At 69.9% G+C, this 16,195-nt stretch carries 14 protein-coding genes; 3 read left to right on the forward strand and 11 right to left on the reverse strand.

Going from position 1 to position 16,195, the window contains the following annotated elements; translation table 11 throughout:
* Positions 1 to 10 precede the first annotated feature (10 nt).
* From hpnH to hpnC, 7 genes are read right to left on the reverse strand one after another with little or no spacing between them, the layout of a single operon-like run.
* Positions 11 to 1,012, reverse strand: coding sequence for an adenosyl-hopene transferase HpnH (gene hpnH / locus ACWDNU_RS35210; protein WP_370938363.1), 1,002 nt, complete (start codon positions 1,010 to 1,012; stop codon positions 11 to 13).
* 3 nt (positions 1,013 to 1,015) lie between these two features.
* On the reverse strand, positions 1,016 to 2,479 hold the full coding sequence (gene ispH / locus ACWDNU_RS35215) for a 4-hydroxy-3-methylbut-2-enyl diphosphate reductase (RefSeq protein WP_449672061.1): 1,464 nt from the start codon (positions 2,477 to 2,479) through the stop codon (positions 1,016 to 1,018).
* Positions 2,476 to 4,380: a squalene--hopene cyclase gene (gene shc / locus ACWDNU_RS35220; protein ID WP_449672062.1), complete on the reverse strand. Its 1,905-nt coding sequence runs from the start codon at positions 4,378 to 4,380 to the stop codon at positions 2,476 to 2,478. The genes ispH and shc overlap by 4 nt, the downstream gene beginning before the upstream one ends.
* The gene (locus ACWDNU_RS35225) at positions 4,380 to 5,411 is read right to left on the reverse strand and encodes a polyprenyl synthetase family protein (RefSeq protein ID WP_449672063.1); all 1,032 of its coding nucleotides are present in this window, start codon (positions 5,409 to 5,411) and stop codon (positions 4,380 to 4,382) included. The genes shc and ACWDNU_RS35225 overlap by 1 nt, the downstream gene beginning before the upstream one ends.
* Complete coding sequence (hpnE, locus tag ACWDNU_RS35230; RefSeq protein ID WP_449672064.1) at positions 5,408 to 6,745, reverse strand: hydroxysqualene dehydroxylase HpnE; 1,338 nt, start codon at positions 6,743 to 6,745, stop codon at positions 5,408 to 5,410. The genes ACWDNU_RS35225 and hpnE overlap by 4 nt, the downstream gene beginning before the upstream one ends.
* Complete coding sequence (gene hpnD, locus ACWDNU_RS35235; protein WP_449672065.1) at positions 6,742 to 7,602, reverse strand: presqualene diphosphate synthase HpnD; 861 nt, start codon at positions 7,600 to 7,602, stop codon at positions 6,742 to 6,744. The genes hpnE and hpnD overlap by 4 nt, the downstream gene beginning before the upstream one ends.
* The gene (gene hpnC / locus ACWDNU_RS35240; protein WP_449672066.1) at positions 7,599 to 8,465 is read right to left on the reverse strand and encodes a squalene synthase HpnC; all 867 of its coding nucleotides are present in this window, start codon (positions 8,463 to 8,465) and stop codon (positions 7,599 to 7,601) included. The genes hpnD and hpnC overlap by 4 nt, the downstream gene beginning before the upstream one ends.
* A gap of 151 nt (positions 8,466 to 8,616) precedes the next feature.
* On the opposite strand from hpnC, the gene ACWDNU_RS35245 reads away from it, so the two are divergent.
* Positions 8,617 to 9,813: a PucR family transcriptional regulator gene (locus tag ACWDNU_RS35245; RefSeq protein WP_370938356.1), complete on the forward strand. Its 1,197-nt coding sequence runs from the start codon at positions 8,617 to 8,619 to the stop codon at positions 9,811 to 9,813.
* Positions 9,814 to 9,937: 124 nt separating this feature from the next.
* Here the strand turns inward: ACWDNU_RS35245 and ACWDNU_RS35250 are convergent, their stop codons facing one another.
* Positions 9,938 to 10,687, reverse strand: a complete 750-nt coding sequence (locus tag ACWDNU_RS35250) for an SDR family NAD(P)-dependent oxidoreductase (RefSeq protein ID WP_449672067.1) — start codon at positions 10,685 to 10,687, stop codon at positions 9,938 to 9,940.
* Positions 10,687 to 11,352, reverse strand: a complete 666-nt coding sequence (locus ACWDNU_RS35255) for a VC0807 family protein (RefSeq protein ID WP_370938354.1) — start codon at positions 11,350 to 11,352, stop codon at positions 10,687 to 10,689. Before ACWDNU_RS35255 ends, ACWDNU_RS35250 begins: the two co-directional genes overlap by 1 nt.
* Before the next feature lie 98 nt (positions 11,353 to 11,450).
* Between ACWDNU_RS35255 and ACWDNU_RS35260 the strand changes: the two genes are divergently transcribed.
* Together ACWDNU_RS35260 and ACWDNU_RS35265 are read left to right on the forward strand one after the other, a co-directional pair.
* Complete coding sequence (locus ACWDNU_RS35260; protein WP_370938353.1) at positions 11,451 to 12,434, forward strand: DMT family transporter; 984 nt, start codon at positions 11,451 to 11,453, stop codon at positions 12,432 to 12,434.
* Between the two features lie 17 nt (positions 12,435 to 12,451).
* A complete protein-coding gene (locus ACWDNU_RS35265) occupies positions 12,452 to 15,241 on the forward strand; it encodes an MGDG synthase family glycosyltransferase (protein ID WP_449672068.1) in 2,790 nt (929 codons plus the stop codon).
* Here the strand turns inward: ACWDNU_RS35265 and ACWDNU_RS35270 are convergent, their stop codons facing one another.
* Both ACWDNU_RS35270 and ACWDNU_RS35275 read right to left on the reverse strand, forming a co-directional pair.
* Complete coding sequence (locus ACWDNU_RS35270) at positions 15,242 to 15,976, reverse strand: DUF427 domain-containing protein (protein WP_449672069.1); 735 nt, start codon at positions 15,974 to 15,976, stop codon at positions 15,242 to 15,244.
* A gap of 3 nt (positions 15,977 to 15,979) precedes the next feature.
* Positions 15,980 to 16,195: peptide-methionine (S)-S-oxide reductase (locus ACWDNU_RS35275; RefSeq protein ID WP_449672070.1), on the reverse strand; the 216-nt coding region annotated here is incomplete at its 5' end.

Here is a 16,195-nt window from a genome sequence, read left to right on the forward strand (position 1 = left end):
GTACCGTGGGTCAGTGTCCGACGGCGGCCCGGACGGATTCCTTGAGCGAGCCGAGCGTCGCGATCACCGCGGTGGGTTCGTAGCCGCAATGCGCCATGCAGTTGGCGCAGCGCGGGTCCTTGCCGCGGCCGAAGTTCTCCCATTCGGTGGTTTCGATGAGCTCCCGGTACGTCTTCGCGTAGCCGTCGTCCAGCAGGTAGCACGGGCGCTGCCAGCCGAGCAGGGAATACGACGGAATGCCCCACGGCGTGCATTCGAGGTCGCGTTTGCCCTCGAGGAAATCGAGGAACACCGGCGAATGGTTGAGCCGCCAGCGTTTCCGGTTGCCGCCGCCGAAGGCCTTGGCGAACAGTTCGCGGGTCTGCTGCACGCCGAGCCAGTGGTCCTGGTCCGGCGCCTTTTCGTACGCGTACCCCGGCGAGATCTGCATGTTGTCGACGCCGAGGTCGTTGAGATAGTCGAGCACGTCGATGACGTCCTGCGGGGTGTCCCCGGTGAAGAACGTCGTGTTCGTCATCACCCGGAAGCCCTTTTCCTTGGCGAGCTTGATCGCGTCGACCGCCGCCTGGAATCCGCCCTCCTTGCGCACCGACGCGTCGTGCCGTTCCTCGAGACCGTCGATGTGCACCATCCACGCGAAATTGCGGTGCGGCTTGAACTTGTGGATGTGCTTGGGCAGCAGAAGCGCGTTGGTGCACAGGAAAATGATCTTGTTGCGGTCGAGCAGCTGCCGGGTGATCTCGTCGATCTGCGGGTGCATCAGCGGTTCGCCGCCCGCGATCGACACCATCGGCGCGCCGCTTTCCTCGATCGCCCCGACCGCCTGCTCCACCGGCATCCGCTGTTTCAGCAGAGTGTGCGGCTGCGCGATCTTGCCGCAGCCGCCGCATTTGAGATTGCACGCGAAGAGCGGTTCCAGCTCGACCAGGAGCGGGAATTTCTCCTTGCGCAGCAGCTTCTGCTTCATCAGATAACCGCCCAGCCGAAGAGACTGGCGCAACGGCATGGCCATCGCTCAGAGCACCTCCCGAGGTAGGGTGAACGTCATTTCTTCCTCTGTCAGCGTGTTTTCCGCGACGCTGACCGGTCCCAATCCGCGCAGGGCTTCGACCGTTTCGGTCACGAGATGCGGCGGTGCGGACGCCCCCGCGGTGAGCCCGATCCGCCCGGCGCCAGCGAGTTGGCGCAGGTCGATGTCGGCGCAGCCGTCTACGAGTACCGCCGGGGTTCCCGCGCGTTCGGAGACTTCCACCAGGCGACGCGAGTTGGACGAATTCCCGGAACCCACCACCAGGACCAGGTCCACTTCGTGCGCGATCGCGCGCAGGGCCTGCTGCCGGTTCGTGGTGGCGTAACAGATGTCGTCCTTGCGCGGCGCGGAAAGGCCGGGGAATCGCTCGCGCAGCACGGACGCGATCTCCTCGGCTTCGTCAAGTGCCAAGGTGGTCTGCATGGTGTAGGCGGTCCGTGACGGGTCGCGCGCGGTGACCGTCCGCGCGGCCGCGACATCGCCGACCACCACGACGTTGTCCGGCGCTTCTCCAACGGTGCCTTCGACTTCCTCGTGCTCGGCGTGTCCAATGAGGAAGACCGTCTCGCCGCGCCCGGTGTAACGGCGGACTTCATTGTGCACCTTGGTGACCAGCGGACACGTCGCGTCCACAACGGACAGTCCACGATCGACTGCGGCGCGCCGAACCGCCGGGGAAACTCCGTGCGCGGCGAACACGAGCGTCGAGCCTTCCGGAACTTCCTCCACCTCGTCCACGAACACCGCGCCGCGTCCCTGCAACTGATGCACGACATGGGTGTTGTGCACGATCTGACGGCGCACGTACACCGGCGCGCCGTGCTTCTCCAGTGCCCGCTCGACAATCTCGATCGCTCGCTCCACCCCAGCGCAGAAGGATCGGGGGCTAGCCAGCAGAACCGTTCGCGGACCCACCGCCTCGGCCCACGCGGTGAGCGCGGGAGCAGCCCGACGCAAACTCCGCAACCCAGCGAGTCCATTCGAGACGGTCGAAGGATGAAACAGTGGCGCACCTACAGTGTCCACAATGGCCCGAACCACTGCGAAAGGTTCACCGCTGGCAGCAAGCCACGCGGACTCCATATCGACGGCCAGCGCACCGCTAGCCGCTAGCGAAGCCCGTTCCTGCTCGCGCACCACGTGCGAACTGCCGACCACCGGTCCGAGATGGACAGTGAGCCCAAGCCGCCGCAACGCACCCGCCAGCAACGGCGCGGACGGCACCGGCACCACGCCGGAAGGGCCGCGCACCTCGGTGGCGACCACAACGTCCCCCGGCCGTACCTCCGGGGTGAGGCCGCCGCCGACCCCCGCCACGATCCGCGGCCCGGACGGGAGCCGGGCCGCAGCGGCGGCGGCCCGGCGAGGCCCGAGTCCGATGTGGACCGTCCGCAGACCGCGCAACGCGGCCTGCTCGATCCGCAGCGGAGTGCAGACGACCGGTGTCATGACCCGCCCCGGACGTACCGGCCGAGGGCGGACAATGGGAACACCACGCGGTACAGGTGATACGACAGGTAGAAGTCGCCCGGGAACCCGGTTCCGGTGTGCTTGTCCTCGTCCCAGCCGCCGTCCGGACGCTGCCGCTCGCACAGCCACTCGACGCCCCGAGCGACCACTTCGGACTCCCGTTCCCCAGCGGCGAGCAGCGCCAGCAACGCCCACGCGGTCTGCGACGGCGTCGAATCACCGCGACCGGCCCACGCCCGGTCGTCGTACGACCGCAGATCTTCGCCCCACCCGCCGTCGGCGTTCTGGTGCTCCGCCAGCCATTTCACCGCACGCCGGATCCGCGGGGAAGTCCCGGGAATTCCGGCGGCCACCAACGCGGGCACCACCGCACCCGTGCCGTACACGTAATTCGCGCCCCAGCGGCCGAACCACGAACCGTCGTCCTCCTGATTGTCCAGCAGCCACCGCACTCCGCGACGGCACTCGCGCGTGTCGGATTTCCCTTCCGCCGCCAGCATTTCCACCACATGCGCGGTCACATCGGCCGACGGCGGATCGATGACCGCACCGAAGTCGCAGAACGGCAGCCGAGTCGTCAGCACCTGCGTGTTGTCCGCGTCGAACGCACCCCACCCGCCGTCGTTCGACTGCATGCCCTCCAGCCAAGCCACACTCCGGTCGACCGCCTCGCGGATCCGCAGGTGATCCGGCTTGCCCATCCGACGCAGCGCGAGCACCACCTCGGCGGTGTCGTCGGTGTCCGGATAGCCGTCGTTGGCGAACTCGAACGCGAACCCGCCCGGCTGCAAGGAAGGCCGCCGCACCGCCCAGTCGCCGGGCACCCGGATTTCCTCGCCCAACATCCAATCAGCGGCGCGGACCAGCGATTCGTCACCGGGGGAGACACCCGCGTCGAGCAACGCGGTCATCGCCAAAGCGGTGTCCCACACCGGCGACTGGCACGCTTCGAGCCGCCGCACCCAGCCCTGGTCGGTCTTCTCGCGGATGGTGAACCCGTCCAGCCCGGCGATCCCGGCCTTGAGCGCGGGATGGTCGAGCGGGTAGCCGAGCAGGTGCAGCGCGAGGATCGAGTACACCCACGGCGGCTGGATCCCGCCCCACGAACCGTCCGCCTCCTGCCGCGCCAGGATCCACTCCGCGGCTTGTTTGAGAGCGAGCTTGCGCACCGGGTTGAGCGGCAGTTTCGCGTACGCGTGCAGCGCGGTGTCGAGGTTCTGGAACACGCCGTCCCACGTCCACGGCGCGCGCGTCTTCGGCGGACGCTTGCCGGTGCGCAGTTCAGAAACATCGAACGGCAGCTTCCGCACCGGGCGCAGCGTGCCGACGATGGTCAGCGGCACGACCGTCTGCCGGGCCCAGCAGGCGAAGTCGTAGACGTTGAGCGGGAACCACGACGGCAGGAAGATCAGCTCCGGCGGCAGGCTCGGCAGCTCGTCCCAGGACCACTGGCCGACCATCGCGAGCCAGATCCGGGTGAACACCCGCGTGGCCTCGATCCCGCCGTGGTCGCGGATGTACTCCGCGGCCGTCGCCAGCCACGGCGCGTCCGCCGGGTCGCCGGCCAGCCGCAGCGCGACCCACGCCTCAACGGTGGTGGACAGATCGGCCGGGCCGTCCGGGAAGTTCGCCCAGGTACCGTCCGCGCGCTGCTGCGAGCGGATCCAACGAGCGGACTCTTCGGCGATCTGCGGGGTGAGGATGCCGAGGAAGTGCCGGAGCAGCAGGTCTTCGGCATCCATCGTGACGTTGGTGGCGAGTTCGCCCTTCCACCATCCGGCGCGGTCCTGCTCGCGACGGAGGAACTCGACCGCTGAAGCGACCGTGTCGGCGGCGGTGCGGGCGGCGGGTGCGGACGTCCGGGGGACGGTCTGGGTCATCACGCTTCCCTTCCGGCGATGAAACGGGCGATCGAGACGAGGTCGGCGCGCGGGCCGGACGGGATGGCGGCCAGTGCTTGCTCGGCGGTGGCGACGTGCCGTGCCGCCTCGGCGGTGGCCCATTCGCGGCCGCCCGCGTCGTCCACCAGCGCGGCGATCCGCGCGAGGTCGGTGTCGTCGTCTCCGGCCAGCCACTCCGCCAACCGGCGGCCCGCCGCACCGCCGTGCGTAGTCGCGTAGGTGATCGGCAGCGACTTCTTGCGCGCTCGCAGATCGGAGTACACCGATTTCCCGGTGACCGCCGGGTCGCCCCAGATGCCGAGCACGTCGTCGACGAGCTGGAACGCCAGCCCGATCTCCTCGCCGAACACGGACAGCGCGTCGACCACCTCGGCGGGCGCACCGGCGAGTACCGCCCCGATCGCGGCGCTGGCGGACAGCAGCGCGCCGGTTTTCCCGGCGGCCATCGTGACGCATTCGGCGAGCACGACGTCGTCTCGCTGTTCGAACGCGACGTCCAGGAACTGGCCGTGGATAAGCCGTCGCGTGGTTTCGGTGAGCAATCGACCGGCGGGCACCGCATGCGGGGAACCGCTGTCCAGCACCACTTCCTGGGCGAGCGCGAGCATCGCGTCCCCGGTCAGGATCGCGCTCGCCGCGCCCCACAGCGCCCACACCGTCGGCCGGTGGCGGCGCTCGGTGTCGCCGTCCATCAGGTCGTCGTGGACGAGCGAGAAGTTGTGCACCAGCTCCACCGCGACTGCGCCGGGCACGCCGACTTCCACCGGCGCGCCCGCAGCCTGCGCGGACACCACGGCGAGCGCCGAACGCACGGCCTTGCCCCCGTTGCCTTGCACCGGCACGCCGTTCGGATCGGTCCAGCCGAGGTGGTAGGCGCTGATCGCGCGGCTGGTGTCGTCCAGCCGGTCGACGGCGGCGCGCAACGCGGGCTGCACGACGTCGCGGGCGCTGCCGAGCACCGGCGGCACCGCTGTTGTCGTCCTCTCGGTGGAAAATACCTCGGTCGTCATGCTCCGACTCCCTCCCTCTTGCCGTTGTGCTGAAGAAGGGCGGCGGCCGCAGCTGCACCACTGCGCGCGGCTCCCTCCATCGTCGCGGGCCATCCGGTCGCGGTCCACGCACCCGCCAGGTACAGCCCAGGCAGGGCGGTGCGCGCGGGCGGGCGCAACGAGGCGGTGCCGGGGCCGGGCCGGAACGTCGCGTGCCGCTCGCGGGTGACGAAAAAGTCGAGTACCTGCGCGCCGCGCGCCTCGGGCAGCAGCGTCAGCAGTTCGGGCAGCAATTGCTCGCGCAGTTTCGCGGTGGGCAGGTCGATTTGCGCGTCCGCGGCGGACAGCGACATCGCGAGGTACTGCCCGGAGTCCAAACCGGACTGTCGCGTTCGGTCGAACACCCACTGCACCGGCGTGCGCACGCCAGCGACGAACGGTTCGTCGAGGACCTTCCGGTCGAGCACCACGTGCACGTTCACGATCGGCGAGCTGCCGAGCCCGCCGGACCAGCCGGGCGGCAACCCGATCGCCCCGGCGGGCGCGAGCTGTTCGGTCACCGGCGGGGGAGTGGCCAGGACGACCTGGCTGAACGTTTCCTCACCGCGATCCGTGCTGACCTGCCAGCCCTCGCTGATCGCGCGCACCTTCGTGCCGACCCGGACGTCCGCCCCGGCCTCGATCAGCCGATCGTGCGCCGGATCGCCGTGCAATTCCCGCAACGGCACCAGCGACCAGCCGATGTCGGCGGCGGCCGGATCGGTGAGCAGCCCCTCCTGGAACACCGTCGCGGCGAGACTGAGCGACGCGTCGTCTGCGGTCGCGTTCAGCGTTGCCACGCCGACCAAATCCCACAACGCTTCGATCGCCGCCGCGCTCTGCCCGTGCCGTCGCAGCCATTCCCCGAAAGACTGGCGATCCGTGCGATCCGCCTTCGGGTCCACCCGGCGCAACGCGAGCGCGGCGAGCGCGAACCGGGCCCGGTCGAGCGGGCGCAGCGGGTCGTAACGCAGCAATGAGGTGGCCAGGTGCAGGGGCGCGGGCAGGTCGTCGCGGCGCAGCCAGGTCGGCTCGGTCGAACCCGGCAGGCGGATCGGGATTTCCAGCCGCGGCTGCAAAGTCACCCGATCGGCGACGCCGAGCCGGTCGAGCAGCGCGCGGTAAGCCGTGCAGCAGCGGAGGAACACGTGCTGTCCATTGTCGACTCGCAGCTCGCCGCGAGCGAACGAATGCGTGAGCCCGCCCAGGTACGGCCGCGCTTCGAACAGCGTGACCGGCCGTCCGGCGTCGGCGCAGGCGAGCGCGGCGGCGATTCCCGCGAGCCCGCCGCCGACCACCGCGACCGGGGCGGTCATCGGCCGATCCCGGTCAGCGCCCGGAACGCCACCACCGCCTTTTCCCGGCCGGACAACGAAAGCCGCCGGTCGAACACGCGCGCGGGCTGTTCGTCGATCCGGTCCAGCAGGGTCCGGTAAATGCCGGACATCGCGGTGCAGCACGCGGCGCTGCGACCGTCCAAAGAGGGCACCAGGCGAAGGCCGCGGGAGTACCAGCCGCGAGCCCGCGCGGCGCTGTCGTGGATCAGCGCGGTGAGCCCGCCTTCGGGATCGGCCAGCTTCCCGTCCGGCCCGACGGACAGCTCGACGCCGAACCGGTCGAGGTCCTCTTTGGGCAGATACACGCGGCCGTTGAGCAGGTCCTCGCGGATGTCGCGCAGGATATTGGTCTGCTGCAAGGCAATTCCCAGCTCGTCGGCGTACACCGGCGCGTTCGGCTCCGGACGGCTGCCGAACACGCCGAGGCACAGCCGCCCGACCGAACCCGCCACGCACCGGCAGTACTCGACCAGTTCCTCGAACCGCACGTACTCGCGCCCGGTCACGTCCATCTCGACGCCGTCGAGCAATTCCTCGAACGCGCCCAGCGGAATCGGGTACCGGCGCGCTGCGTCGGCGACCGCGACGTACACCGGATCGGCGGTCGCGGACAGGTCGCCGAGCGATTTCCGCACGCCGGCGAGGCCCTGCAGCCTCGCCTCGGCGGACGCGGCGGTGTCGTCGCCGATGTCGTCGATGATCCGAGCCAGCGCGTACACCGCGCACAGCGCCGCGCGTTTGTCCGGCGGCAGCAACCGGATCCCGTAGTAGAAGTTGCGCGCCTGTTCTTTGGTGACCGCCGCGCAGTGCGCGTAGGCCTCGTCCACTGTCGTCATCCGGACCGCCTCCTCGTGCCGACTTGCAGCCACCCCAGCCAACTCAGCAGTCCGGTCCGGCTCGGCCGGACCGGCGCGGACAGCACGTCGCCGCCGCTCGCGTGCAGCGCGTCGACCGTCGCGAGCCCGCCGGCGAGGAAGCCGCTCACCGCGAACCGCCCCCAGCCGGACAGGCACCCCAGCAAATCCGCGCCGCCGCCCAGCAGGGCGGCGGCGCGGCCGGTTTCCCACCGCATCAGCGCTTTCATCTCCGGCGACGCGTGCGCGGCGCCCAATTCCTCCTCGGCCACGCCGAACTCCGCGAGGTCCTCCTGCGGCAGATAGACCCTCCCGTTGCGGTAGTCCTCGCCGACGTCCTGCCAGTGCTCCACCAGCTGCAGCCCGGTGCAGATCCGGTCGGACAGCTTCCGCGCGGCCGGATCGTCCACTCCGAGCAGGTCGAGGACGATGCGTCCGACCGGGTCGGCGGAAAGCTGGCAGTACGCCAGCAAGTCCGCGAACACCGGATACCGGTGCACCTCCTGGTCCTGGATGTTCGCCTGGACCAGCCGCTGGAACGGTTCCTCGGTCAGCCGCCCGGCGCGGATCGCCGGGAGAAGTCCACGGACAGCAGGATCTGCCGGTTCCCCGTTGCCGAACGCCGCGGACAGTTCCGCGGAGAAGACTTTGAGCTGCGCGGCCCGGTCGCCCTCGGCCTCGTCGCCCAGATCGTCCACAGTGCGCGCGACGGAATAGACCGCGACGAGGTCGGCGCGCAGCTTTTCCGGCAGCACCCGAAGGGCCACCGGGAAGTTTTCCGCGCGCCGTTTCGCTCGCAGGCCGTTTGTGTCCGGAGTGTTACGGACAGCCGGGGTCGATCTCATCCCCGTCAGTGTCGCGCCCCCGGTCGGGCGGCTTCTGCCGCCGGAAAGCGAATTTCGCTGGCTTCGACTTGGCACGAGAGGCCAAAGTGGGGACAGGATGTCCCGAGGCGACCCGAGGACCGCTGCCTGCGACGGAAGGACTCCCGGACACATGGGACCAGATCAGGTGACCCGGCTTGACGAACTGGAGACGGTGGTGACCCGCCGGCTGCCCGCCATGCTCAACGAGGTCCGCGACCAGCTCGCGGACGAGCACCCCGACTACGCGGAGTTCCTGACCGAAGAACTGGCCGACCTCGTCGCCGCCAGCGCGGGATTCGTCCGGCGGCTGATCGACATGGCGGCCGAGCCCGACGAGCGGCTGCCGGAGCTGGGGTCCGGCGTCGAGCAGACGGTGTTCGAGGAAATCGGGCGCGCGCAATACCAGCAGGGCAGGCGCGTCACGAGTCTGCTGTCCGCCTATCGGGTGGGCGCGCGCGTGGCGTGGCGGCACGTTTCGGAAGCGGCGCTCGATCTCGACGTGCCCGCCGAACTGTTCGCCTCGCTCGCCACCACCGTGTTCGCTCTGGTGGACCAGCTTTCGGAATCCTCGCTGCGCGGTTATCTGCAGGAGCAATCAGACGCGGTGCGCGCGCGAGAACGGCTGCGCGACGAACTGACCGCGCTGCTGCTGTCCGACCGCGCGGACAAGGCCGCGGTGCGCGCCGCCGCGTTGCGCGCGGAGTGGCGGTTGCCGAAGCACGCCGCGGTCGTGCTTGTGGAGGACGACAACGAGCTGGGCCGGGAATTGGTGTTCCGCCTGGAAGACAGCTGCCTGCGGCTGCGTCGCCCGGGCGTGGTCGTGGCGATCGTGCCGGATCCCGGCGGCCCGGGCCGGCGCGCGTGGCTGGCTCGCGCGCTGCGCGGCGGCGGCGCGGTGGTCGGCGCGACGGTGCCGCTCGACCGGCTCCCGGCCAGCCTGCGCATCGCCGAGGTGACCGCGCGACTGCGCCGCGACCACTTGCTCAGCGACGATCCGGTGTTCGCCGACGAGCACCTCGACGCGATCATCGTGCACCGCGACGACCGGCTGCTCGACGTGCTGCGAAGACAAGCCCTTGCCCCGCTTGACGAGCTGAACGAATCCGCGCGGGAACGCCTGTCCACCACGCTCACGTCCTGGCTGCTGCATCTGGGCGACCGCAAGGCGGTGGCGGAGGATCTGCACATCCACCCGCAGACGGTGTCCTACCGGCTCGGCCGCCTGCACGACCTGTTCGGGCCCTCGCTGGACGACCCGGCCGTGCGCGCGACGCTGGTGCTGGCGCTGGCCTGGGGGCCGCCCGGCGAGGTCGACGAAACCGCCTGATCGGGGAATTTCCCTGATGCGGCAGCACAGTGGACATGCTTGGCTCGCGGGAGCGGGGGTATTCCGGCGAGGACCGGCATCGCCGCTTACGAGGTACGCGGGGGAGGAGGTCTGCGTGGAACCGTCAGCTTTCGGCGCCGAAGCGTGCCGCGAGCGCGCGGTACAGGCCGGGCGCGGCGCCGCGCAGCGCGACGGGGACGCGCAGCCAGCGCGGCACGTAGTAGTCACCCGGATGCGCGGCGGCGCGCAGCACGGCGGCGGCCACGCGTTCGGGGCTCACCGGCCGGGGCGTGCTGCGGGTGTACGGACGGCCGCGGCGTTCGAAGAATTCTGTGCGCACCACACCGGGAACTACGATTCCGACCGTCACGCCGGTGCCGTGCAACTCGAATCGGAGGCTGTCGGCGAAAGCGTCCACACCGGACTTGGCCGCGGCGTACACCGCTTCTCCGGCGACACCGGTGCGTCCGGCGATCGACGACAAGAAAACGATCTGCCCGCGGTCGCGTTCCAGCATCGCGGGCAGCAGTGCGCGGGTCAGGTCGAGCGGCGCGGTCAGGTTCACCGCGACCAGATGCCGCAGCCGTTCCGCGGACAGTTCCGGCAGGGGACCGGCCCAGCCGAGTCCCGCGTTGTTGACGAGCAGATCCACCGATCCGGTGATCGCCAGGGCGCGCTCGGCGAGGTCCTCGGCGGCGCCGGGGTTCGCGAGGTCGGCGGCGAGCTCAGTGCCGCCGGTTTCCTTGGCGAGGGCGGCGAGCCGGTCCTCGTTCCGGCCGTGCAACAGCACGTGGACGCCGGTGCGGGCGAGCTGCCGGGCGGTGGCGGCGCCGATGCCGGACGACGCGCCGGTGACGAGCGCGGTGCGGGCCATCAGGCGGCGGGCAGCGCGGCAGGCCGGTGGCCCATGCGCAGCGTGATGCCCGCCGAGCGCAGCGAACGCCGGAACCACCACAGCGAACCGGCGATGGCCAGCCCGATGAGCGAGTACGAGCCCGCGGTGCTCGCCATGAGGAAGCTGCCGACGGTTTCCCGCGCGAGCATCAGCAGCGTCACGCCGCCGTTCACCGCGAACACGAGCCCCCACAGCACGGACACGCGCTGGAAGAACCTTCGCATTCCGGGATGTCCGGACAGCGTTTCGGGGAATGCGCAGAAATCGCCGGCCAGCCGCGCGAGAAGCGGTTTGTTGAACGGCGCGGAGACCAGGAACAGGCCGGCGACGAGGAAATTCTGTAGAGTCGGCTGGAGGAAGTACAGGAAAGCGCTGCCGGTGACCAGGCCCAGCACAGTGCGCGCGACCAGCAGAGCCGTGGTCAGCAGCAGCACGGCGGGAATCTTTTTGCGCAGCGCCAGCCGGGTGCCGATCACGGCGACCGACCAGCAGAGCGCGGCGATGACCCCGCTGTCGAAGCTCACCAGGGTCAGCAGGAGATAGAACAGGCCGGCCGGGACCAGCGTCGACTCGAGCAGGTGCCGGCCTCCGCCCACCACGAGGTTGCGGAACGAGGGGAGGTCGATCGTATGGGGGTGTCGCATGCGGGTTCTGCTGCCTCCGGTGCCAACCGGGCGACTCGGCCTCGGACAAGGCTTGAGCATAAGCACGGCGGATGGGGACGGTGTGAGGTGAAGAGTCCGTGACAGTTACGGGGATGTCGCTGGTCGTGGCTGTCCCCGCCGCCGTCGCCGGCGCGGCGTGCATGGGACTCGCGAGCGCAGCGCAGGCCAGGGCGACCAAAGAAGTGGAAACCGGCAAACCGCTCGACCTGACGCTCTTCAAGCGGCTCGTCGGACGCCCATTGTGGCTCATCGGGATCGCCGCGACCATCCTGGGTCTCGTCCTGCAGCTCGTCGCGCTCGCGTTCGGGCCGTTGCTGCTGGTCCAGCCGCTGCTCGTGACGTCGCTCATGTTCGCCGGCCTCGCGTCCGCGCGGCTGGAACGCCGCCGCCCGGACCGCACGATGAGTGTCGGCGGCTTGCTGTGCGTGGCCGGGCTGGCCGCTTTCCTCGTCGTCGCCCGGCCGAGCGGGAACAGCGAGACGCTCGTGAGCGGGGGCGCGTTGCTTCCGCTCGGCATCGCGCTCGCGGTGGTGACGCTCGCCTCGCTTGTTGTTGCCGCGTCAACGAATTCCGGATCTTGGCGGGTGCTCGGGCTCGCGGTCGCCACCGGCGTGCTGTACGGCCTCACCGCCGGATTGATGAAGGTGGTCGCGGGCCAGTTCCGTGTCGGGATCGACGAGCCCTTCCGGCACTGGACGCTGTATCTGGTGTGCGTGGTGGGGCCGCTGGGATTCCTGTTGAGCCAGAACACGTTCCAGCAGGGCCGGTTCCTGACGCCCGCGCTCGCCGTGATCACCGCGCTGGATCCGCTGGTCGGCGTCGCGATCGGGCTGTCGTGGATGGGCGAATCGGCCGACGGGAGGCCGCTCGCGTTGTTCGGCGAGGCGCTGGCCGGGCTGGTGATCGTGGTCGGGATCGCGCTGCTGTCCACGCGCGCGTCGCATTTGTCGGCGGAATCGGAAATGCCGCCCGCCGAAGAGGAAACCGCGCCGGACAACCCCGGCGAAGAGCCTGATTCGGACTCCGACGACGGGTACGGCCTCGCCGGGACCGCTTGCTAGCGAAGGGGGAAGCGCCGGTGCGCGTGCTGATCGTGTCCGCGAACATGGGGCAGGGGCACAACGCCACGGGACGCGCGCTCGAGGACGCGGTGCGCGAGCGCTGGCCGGACGCGACCGTTTCGTGGCTCAACGCCCTCGAACGGCTCGGACCCGGTTTCGAAAGCCTTTTCCAGCGTATTTACGTCGCCAACGTGGAAAGCGTCCCGTGGCTTTACGAATTCTTTTACGGCGCGATCTGGCGCATTCCGTGGTTCGCCGCCGCGTCCCGCTGGTTCACCGCTTCCTGGTGCGGGGCGCGGCTCGCGAAACCGGTCGCCGAATTCGCGCCGGACCTCGTGCTTTCGACCTATCCGATGGGCACCGCGGGACTGGCCTGGCTGCGCCGCAAGGGAAAACTCCCGGTGCCGCTCGGTGCGTGGGTTTCGGACTTCGCGCCGCATCCGTTCTGGGTTTACGGCGCGGCCGATCTCACCATGGTGATGCACGACGTCGCGGTCGCTCCCGCGCTGCGCTCGTCGCCGTCGGCGCACGTCGGCGTGTCCGCGCCGCCGGTGCGCGCGGTGTTCCGCCCGGGCGACCAGACGGCGGCGCGCCACGAGCTGGAGCTGCCGCCGGACGCGTTCGTTCCGCTGGTTTCGTGCGGCTCGCTGGGTTTCGGCGAAATCGAGACGACGGTGCGGGAATTGCTGGCGGCGGACCCGTCGGTCGTGCCGATCGCGATCTGCGGACGCAACGACGCCGTCGCCGCCCGGCTGCGAGCGCTGGACGAACCGCGGCTGCGCGTCGTCGGCTGGACGGACCAGCCTGAGGTCTACACGCTGGCTGCGGACGTCGTGGTGACCAACGCGGGCGGCGCGACCTCGCTGGAAGCGCTGGCCTGCGGACGTCCCGTACTGATGCACCAGCCGATCGCCGCGCACGGCAAGGCCAACGCCCGGTTGATGGCCGCCGCCGGACTCGCTCTAGTATCCACAAAGGACGGTGAGCTGGCGGAGACGGTACGGGGTCTCCTTGCTGAACCGGAACGCCTCAAGGAGATGGCGGAAGCTGTCGCCCGGCATTGCGAGACGGCTACCCCGTTGGTGACTGCCTTGGAATCGCTGGCTTCCGCGCCGCTGAACCCGCCGACGCAACGGCTGCGGCCGGAGGACGCGCTGTTCGTGCACGTGGCCACCCCGGAGGTGCCGCAGCAGGTCGGGGCGGTGCTGCTGTTCGACCCCAAGGCCGACGGCACGCCGGTCACCCATGCGGACGCAGAGCATTTGCTGGCGGCGACCCCCGGCTTGCGGACGCGACTACTGCCCGGCAGCGGATTGTGGCGGGCGCGCTGGCAGGAGGACCCGGGCCGGACGTCTTCGGACGTGCTGACTTCCGTGCGGGTCGGCCCGGACGCGCCGTTGGACGCGGCTTTGACGCGGGAGATGGACGCGTTCTTCTCGGAACCGGTGTCCCCGGAGCATCCGGTCCGGGCGCGGCTGGTGACGGGGATCGAGGGGGAGCAGGGGGCGTTGCTGATCGCGCTGCATCATGCGGCGAGTGACGGGATCGCGGTGATCAGCGCGCTGGTGGGGCAGGCGCGGGGGAAGGAGCCGCTGGTTCCGGCGGCGGCGCCTCGGCCTCGGCGGAGGGGGTGGTGGCGCCCCAATGTGGCATTGGGTGTGTGTGGCGCACCGAACGCCGCATTGGGTGCATTGAATGAGCCAGCGGTGCGCAGCGCCTCTGTTGAGGGTGGTGGCGAGGGCACGGATGGAGCACCGAATGCCACATTGGGTGCGTCTCACGAACCCAATGCCACATTGGGTGCATTGAATGAGCCAGCGGTGCGCAGCGCCTCTGACGCACCCAATGCCGCGTTGGGTGCATCTCACGCACCCAACGCCACATTAGGGCGCAACAGGTCTCAACCCGGGCGGAGTGCGGTGCGGGCGCGGCTTGCCGGGCTGGCGGCACCGGTGCGCGAGGCGCTCGCCCGCGTGGCGAGCCCGGTGTGGCACGGACTTGATCGGCCAGCGGGATCGGCCGCGGGTTCCGACATTGCCGAGCCCGCGCGCCCGAAACCCAGCTCAACCAGCAAAACCCGCACCCAAGCCACCGACCTGGCCCGTGGCGTCTGGGCCCTCGCCCGAGCCGGTGCCGCGCCCCGGGTCCAGTGGGACAAGCGGATCGACAGCCCCCAGCGGCATTTCGCGCGCGCTCACCTCTCCGCCCCCGAAGTGCGGAAGGCCGCGCGGCGGGCGGCGGTGCCGACGACCAACCTCGTCCTCGCGCTCGTCGCCGAGGCCTTGCACCGCGAACTGGGCGGGACCGCGCCGGAACAACTGCGTGTGTTGATCCCGATGTCGGTCCGCGACACCGGGACTTTCCGTCAGCTCGGCAATCACACCGGCGCGGCGTCGGTCGACCTGCCGACGGGGGCGATGTCGCTGGCCGAGCGCGTGCGGGCGACGGACCGGATGCTGTCCGACCAGGTCGGCCACGGCGCGCCTCGTGCGGGCAATGCGGTCGTGCGCGTCCTGGGAATACTTCCGCCGGCGCTGCATCGCCGGGCGGCCAAGCTCGTCTATCGCGGCACGTGGTTCAGCGTCATCGCCTCGGTGCTGCCGGGCGCGCGGTCGCCGGTGGTGCTCAACGGTGCGCTCGTCCGCACGGTGTACCCGGTCTTGTCGCTCGCCCCGGGCGTTCCGGTCGCGGTCGGCATCATGACGTGGGCTGACCGGTTTACCGTCTGCATCACGGTGCCTGCCGGACAAGAGGCGCGCGGCGATCGGCTGGCGGCCGCGGTCGTCGAGGCGTTCGGCCGGTTGTAGTCACTGCGAGAAGTGCGTGCGCGGACGGGGAAGAAGTTCGCCGTCCACCTCGATGTCCACCATCTCGTTGTAGAACGCCACCAATCCGGCGATCGGCTGGACCGCGGCGGTCGGGTAGGCGTACGTCCAGGCGAGGTGTTCGTGCAGGACATCGCCGACGCGGACGGACCAGTAGCCGGACGTCTCGCCCTTGTACGGGCAGGCGGTCGCCATGTCCGGTTCGGCGACGAGGTGCGTGAAATCGACTTCGGTGCGGTTGAAGTAATACCGCGTCGGGAGGCCGGTTTCGAACAGCAGTACCGGTGACGACGATTCCGCCAAAGTCACGCCGTTGAGCGCTACTCGGACATGGCGGGTCGAGCGCAAAGCGTCCACCCGCGTGTACGGGTTGCGCGGGTGGACGAAAACCTGCTCGTCCTCTTCGAACCAGGCGTCCAAAGCGTCCCAAGCGAACCGGACGTGTCCAGGTAGGACAGAGTCGTTTACCCAAGCGGCAGCAGGCTTTTCGATCTCGCCGACGCGGAGCGAGTACCGCCGAGCCTCGTCTTCGGGAACCAGCGCGCCGGAGAGGACGTCGTCGATCGGGAAGTAGAACTGCGGATAGTAGGGCCATTCCCAGACGTATTTCGCCCGCGTGCTGTCCACAATGGTCTTCCCGGCGAGTACTCCGCGCACTCGCCGGGGGACCGGTTCCACATGTCCGGTTTCGACTGCTGCCGCTGGATAATCGGTCATGAGTCAGCCGCGCTTCGGGAGTTTCCAGCCGGGGCGCGGGAAGTGGCAGGTGTAGCCGTGCGGGTAGCGCTGGAGGTAGTCCTGGTGCTCGGGCTCGGCCTCCCAGAAGTCACCGGCGGCGGTCACTTCGGTGACGACTTTGCCGGGCCAGAGGCCGGAGGCGTCGACGTCGGCGATGGTGTCTTCGGCGATTTGTTTTTGCTCGTCGGTGGTGTAGAA

The sequence above is a fragment of the Amycolatopsis sp. NPDC003676 genome, assembly GCF_053587275.1.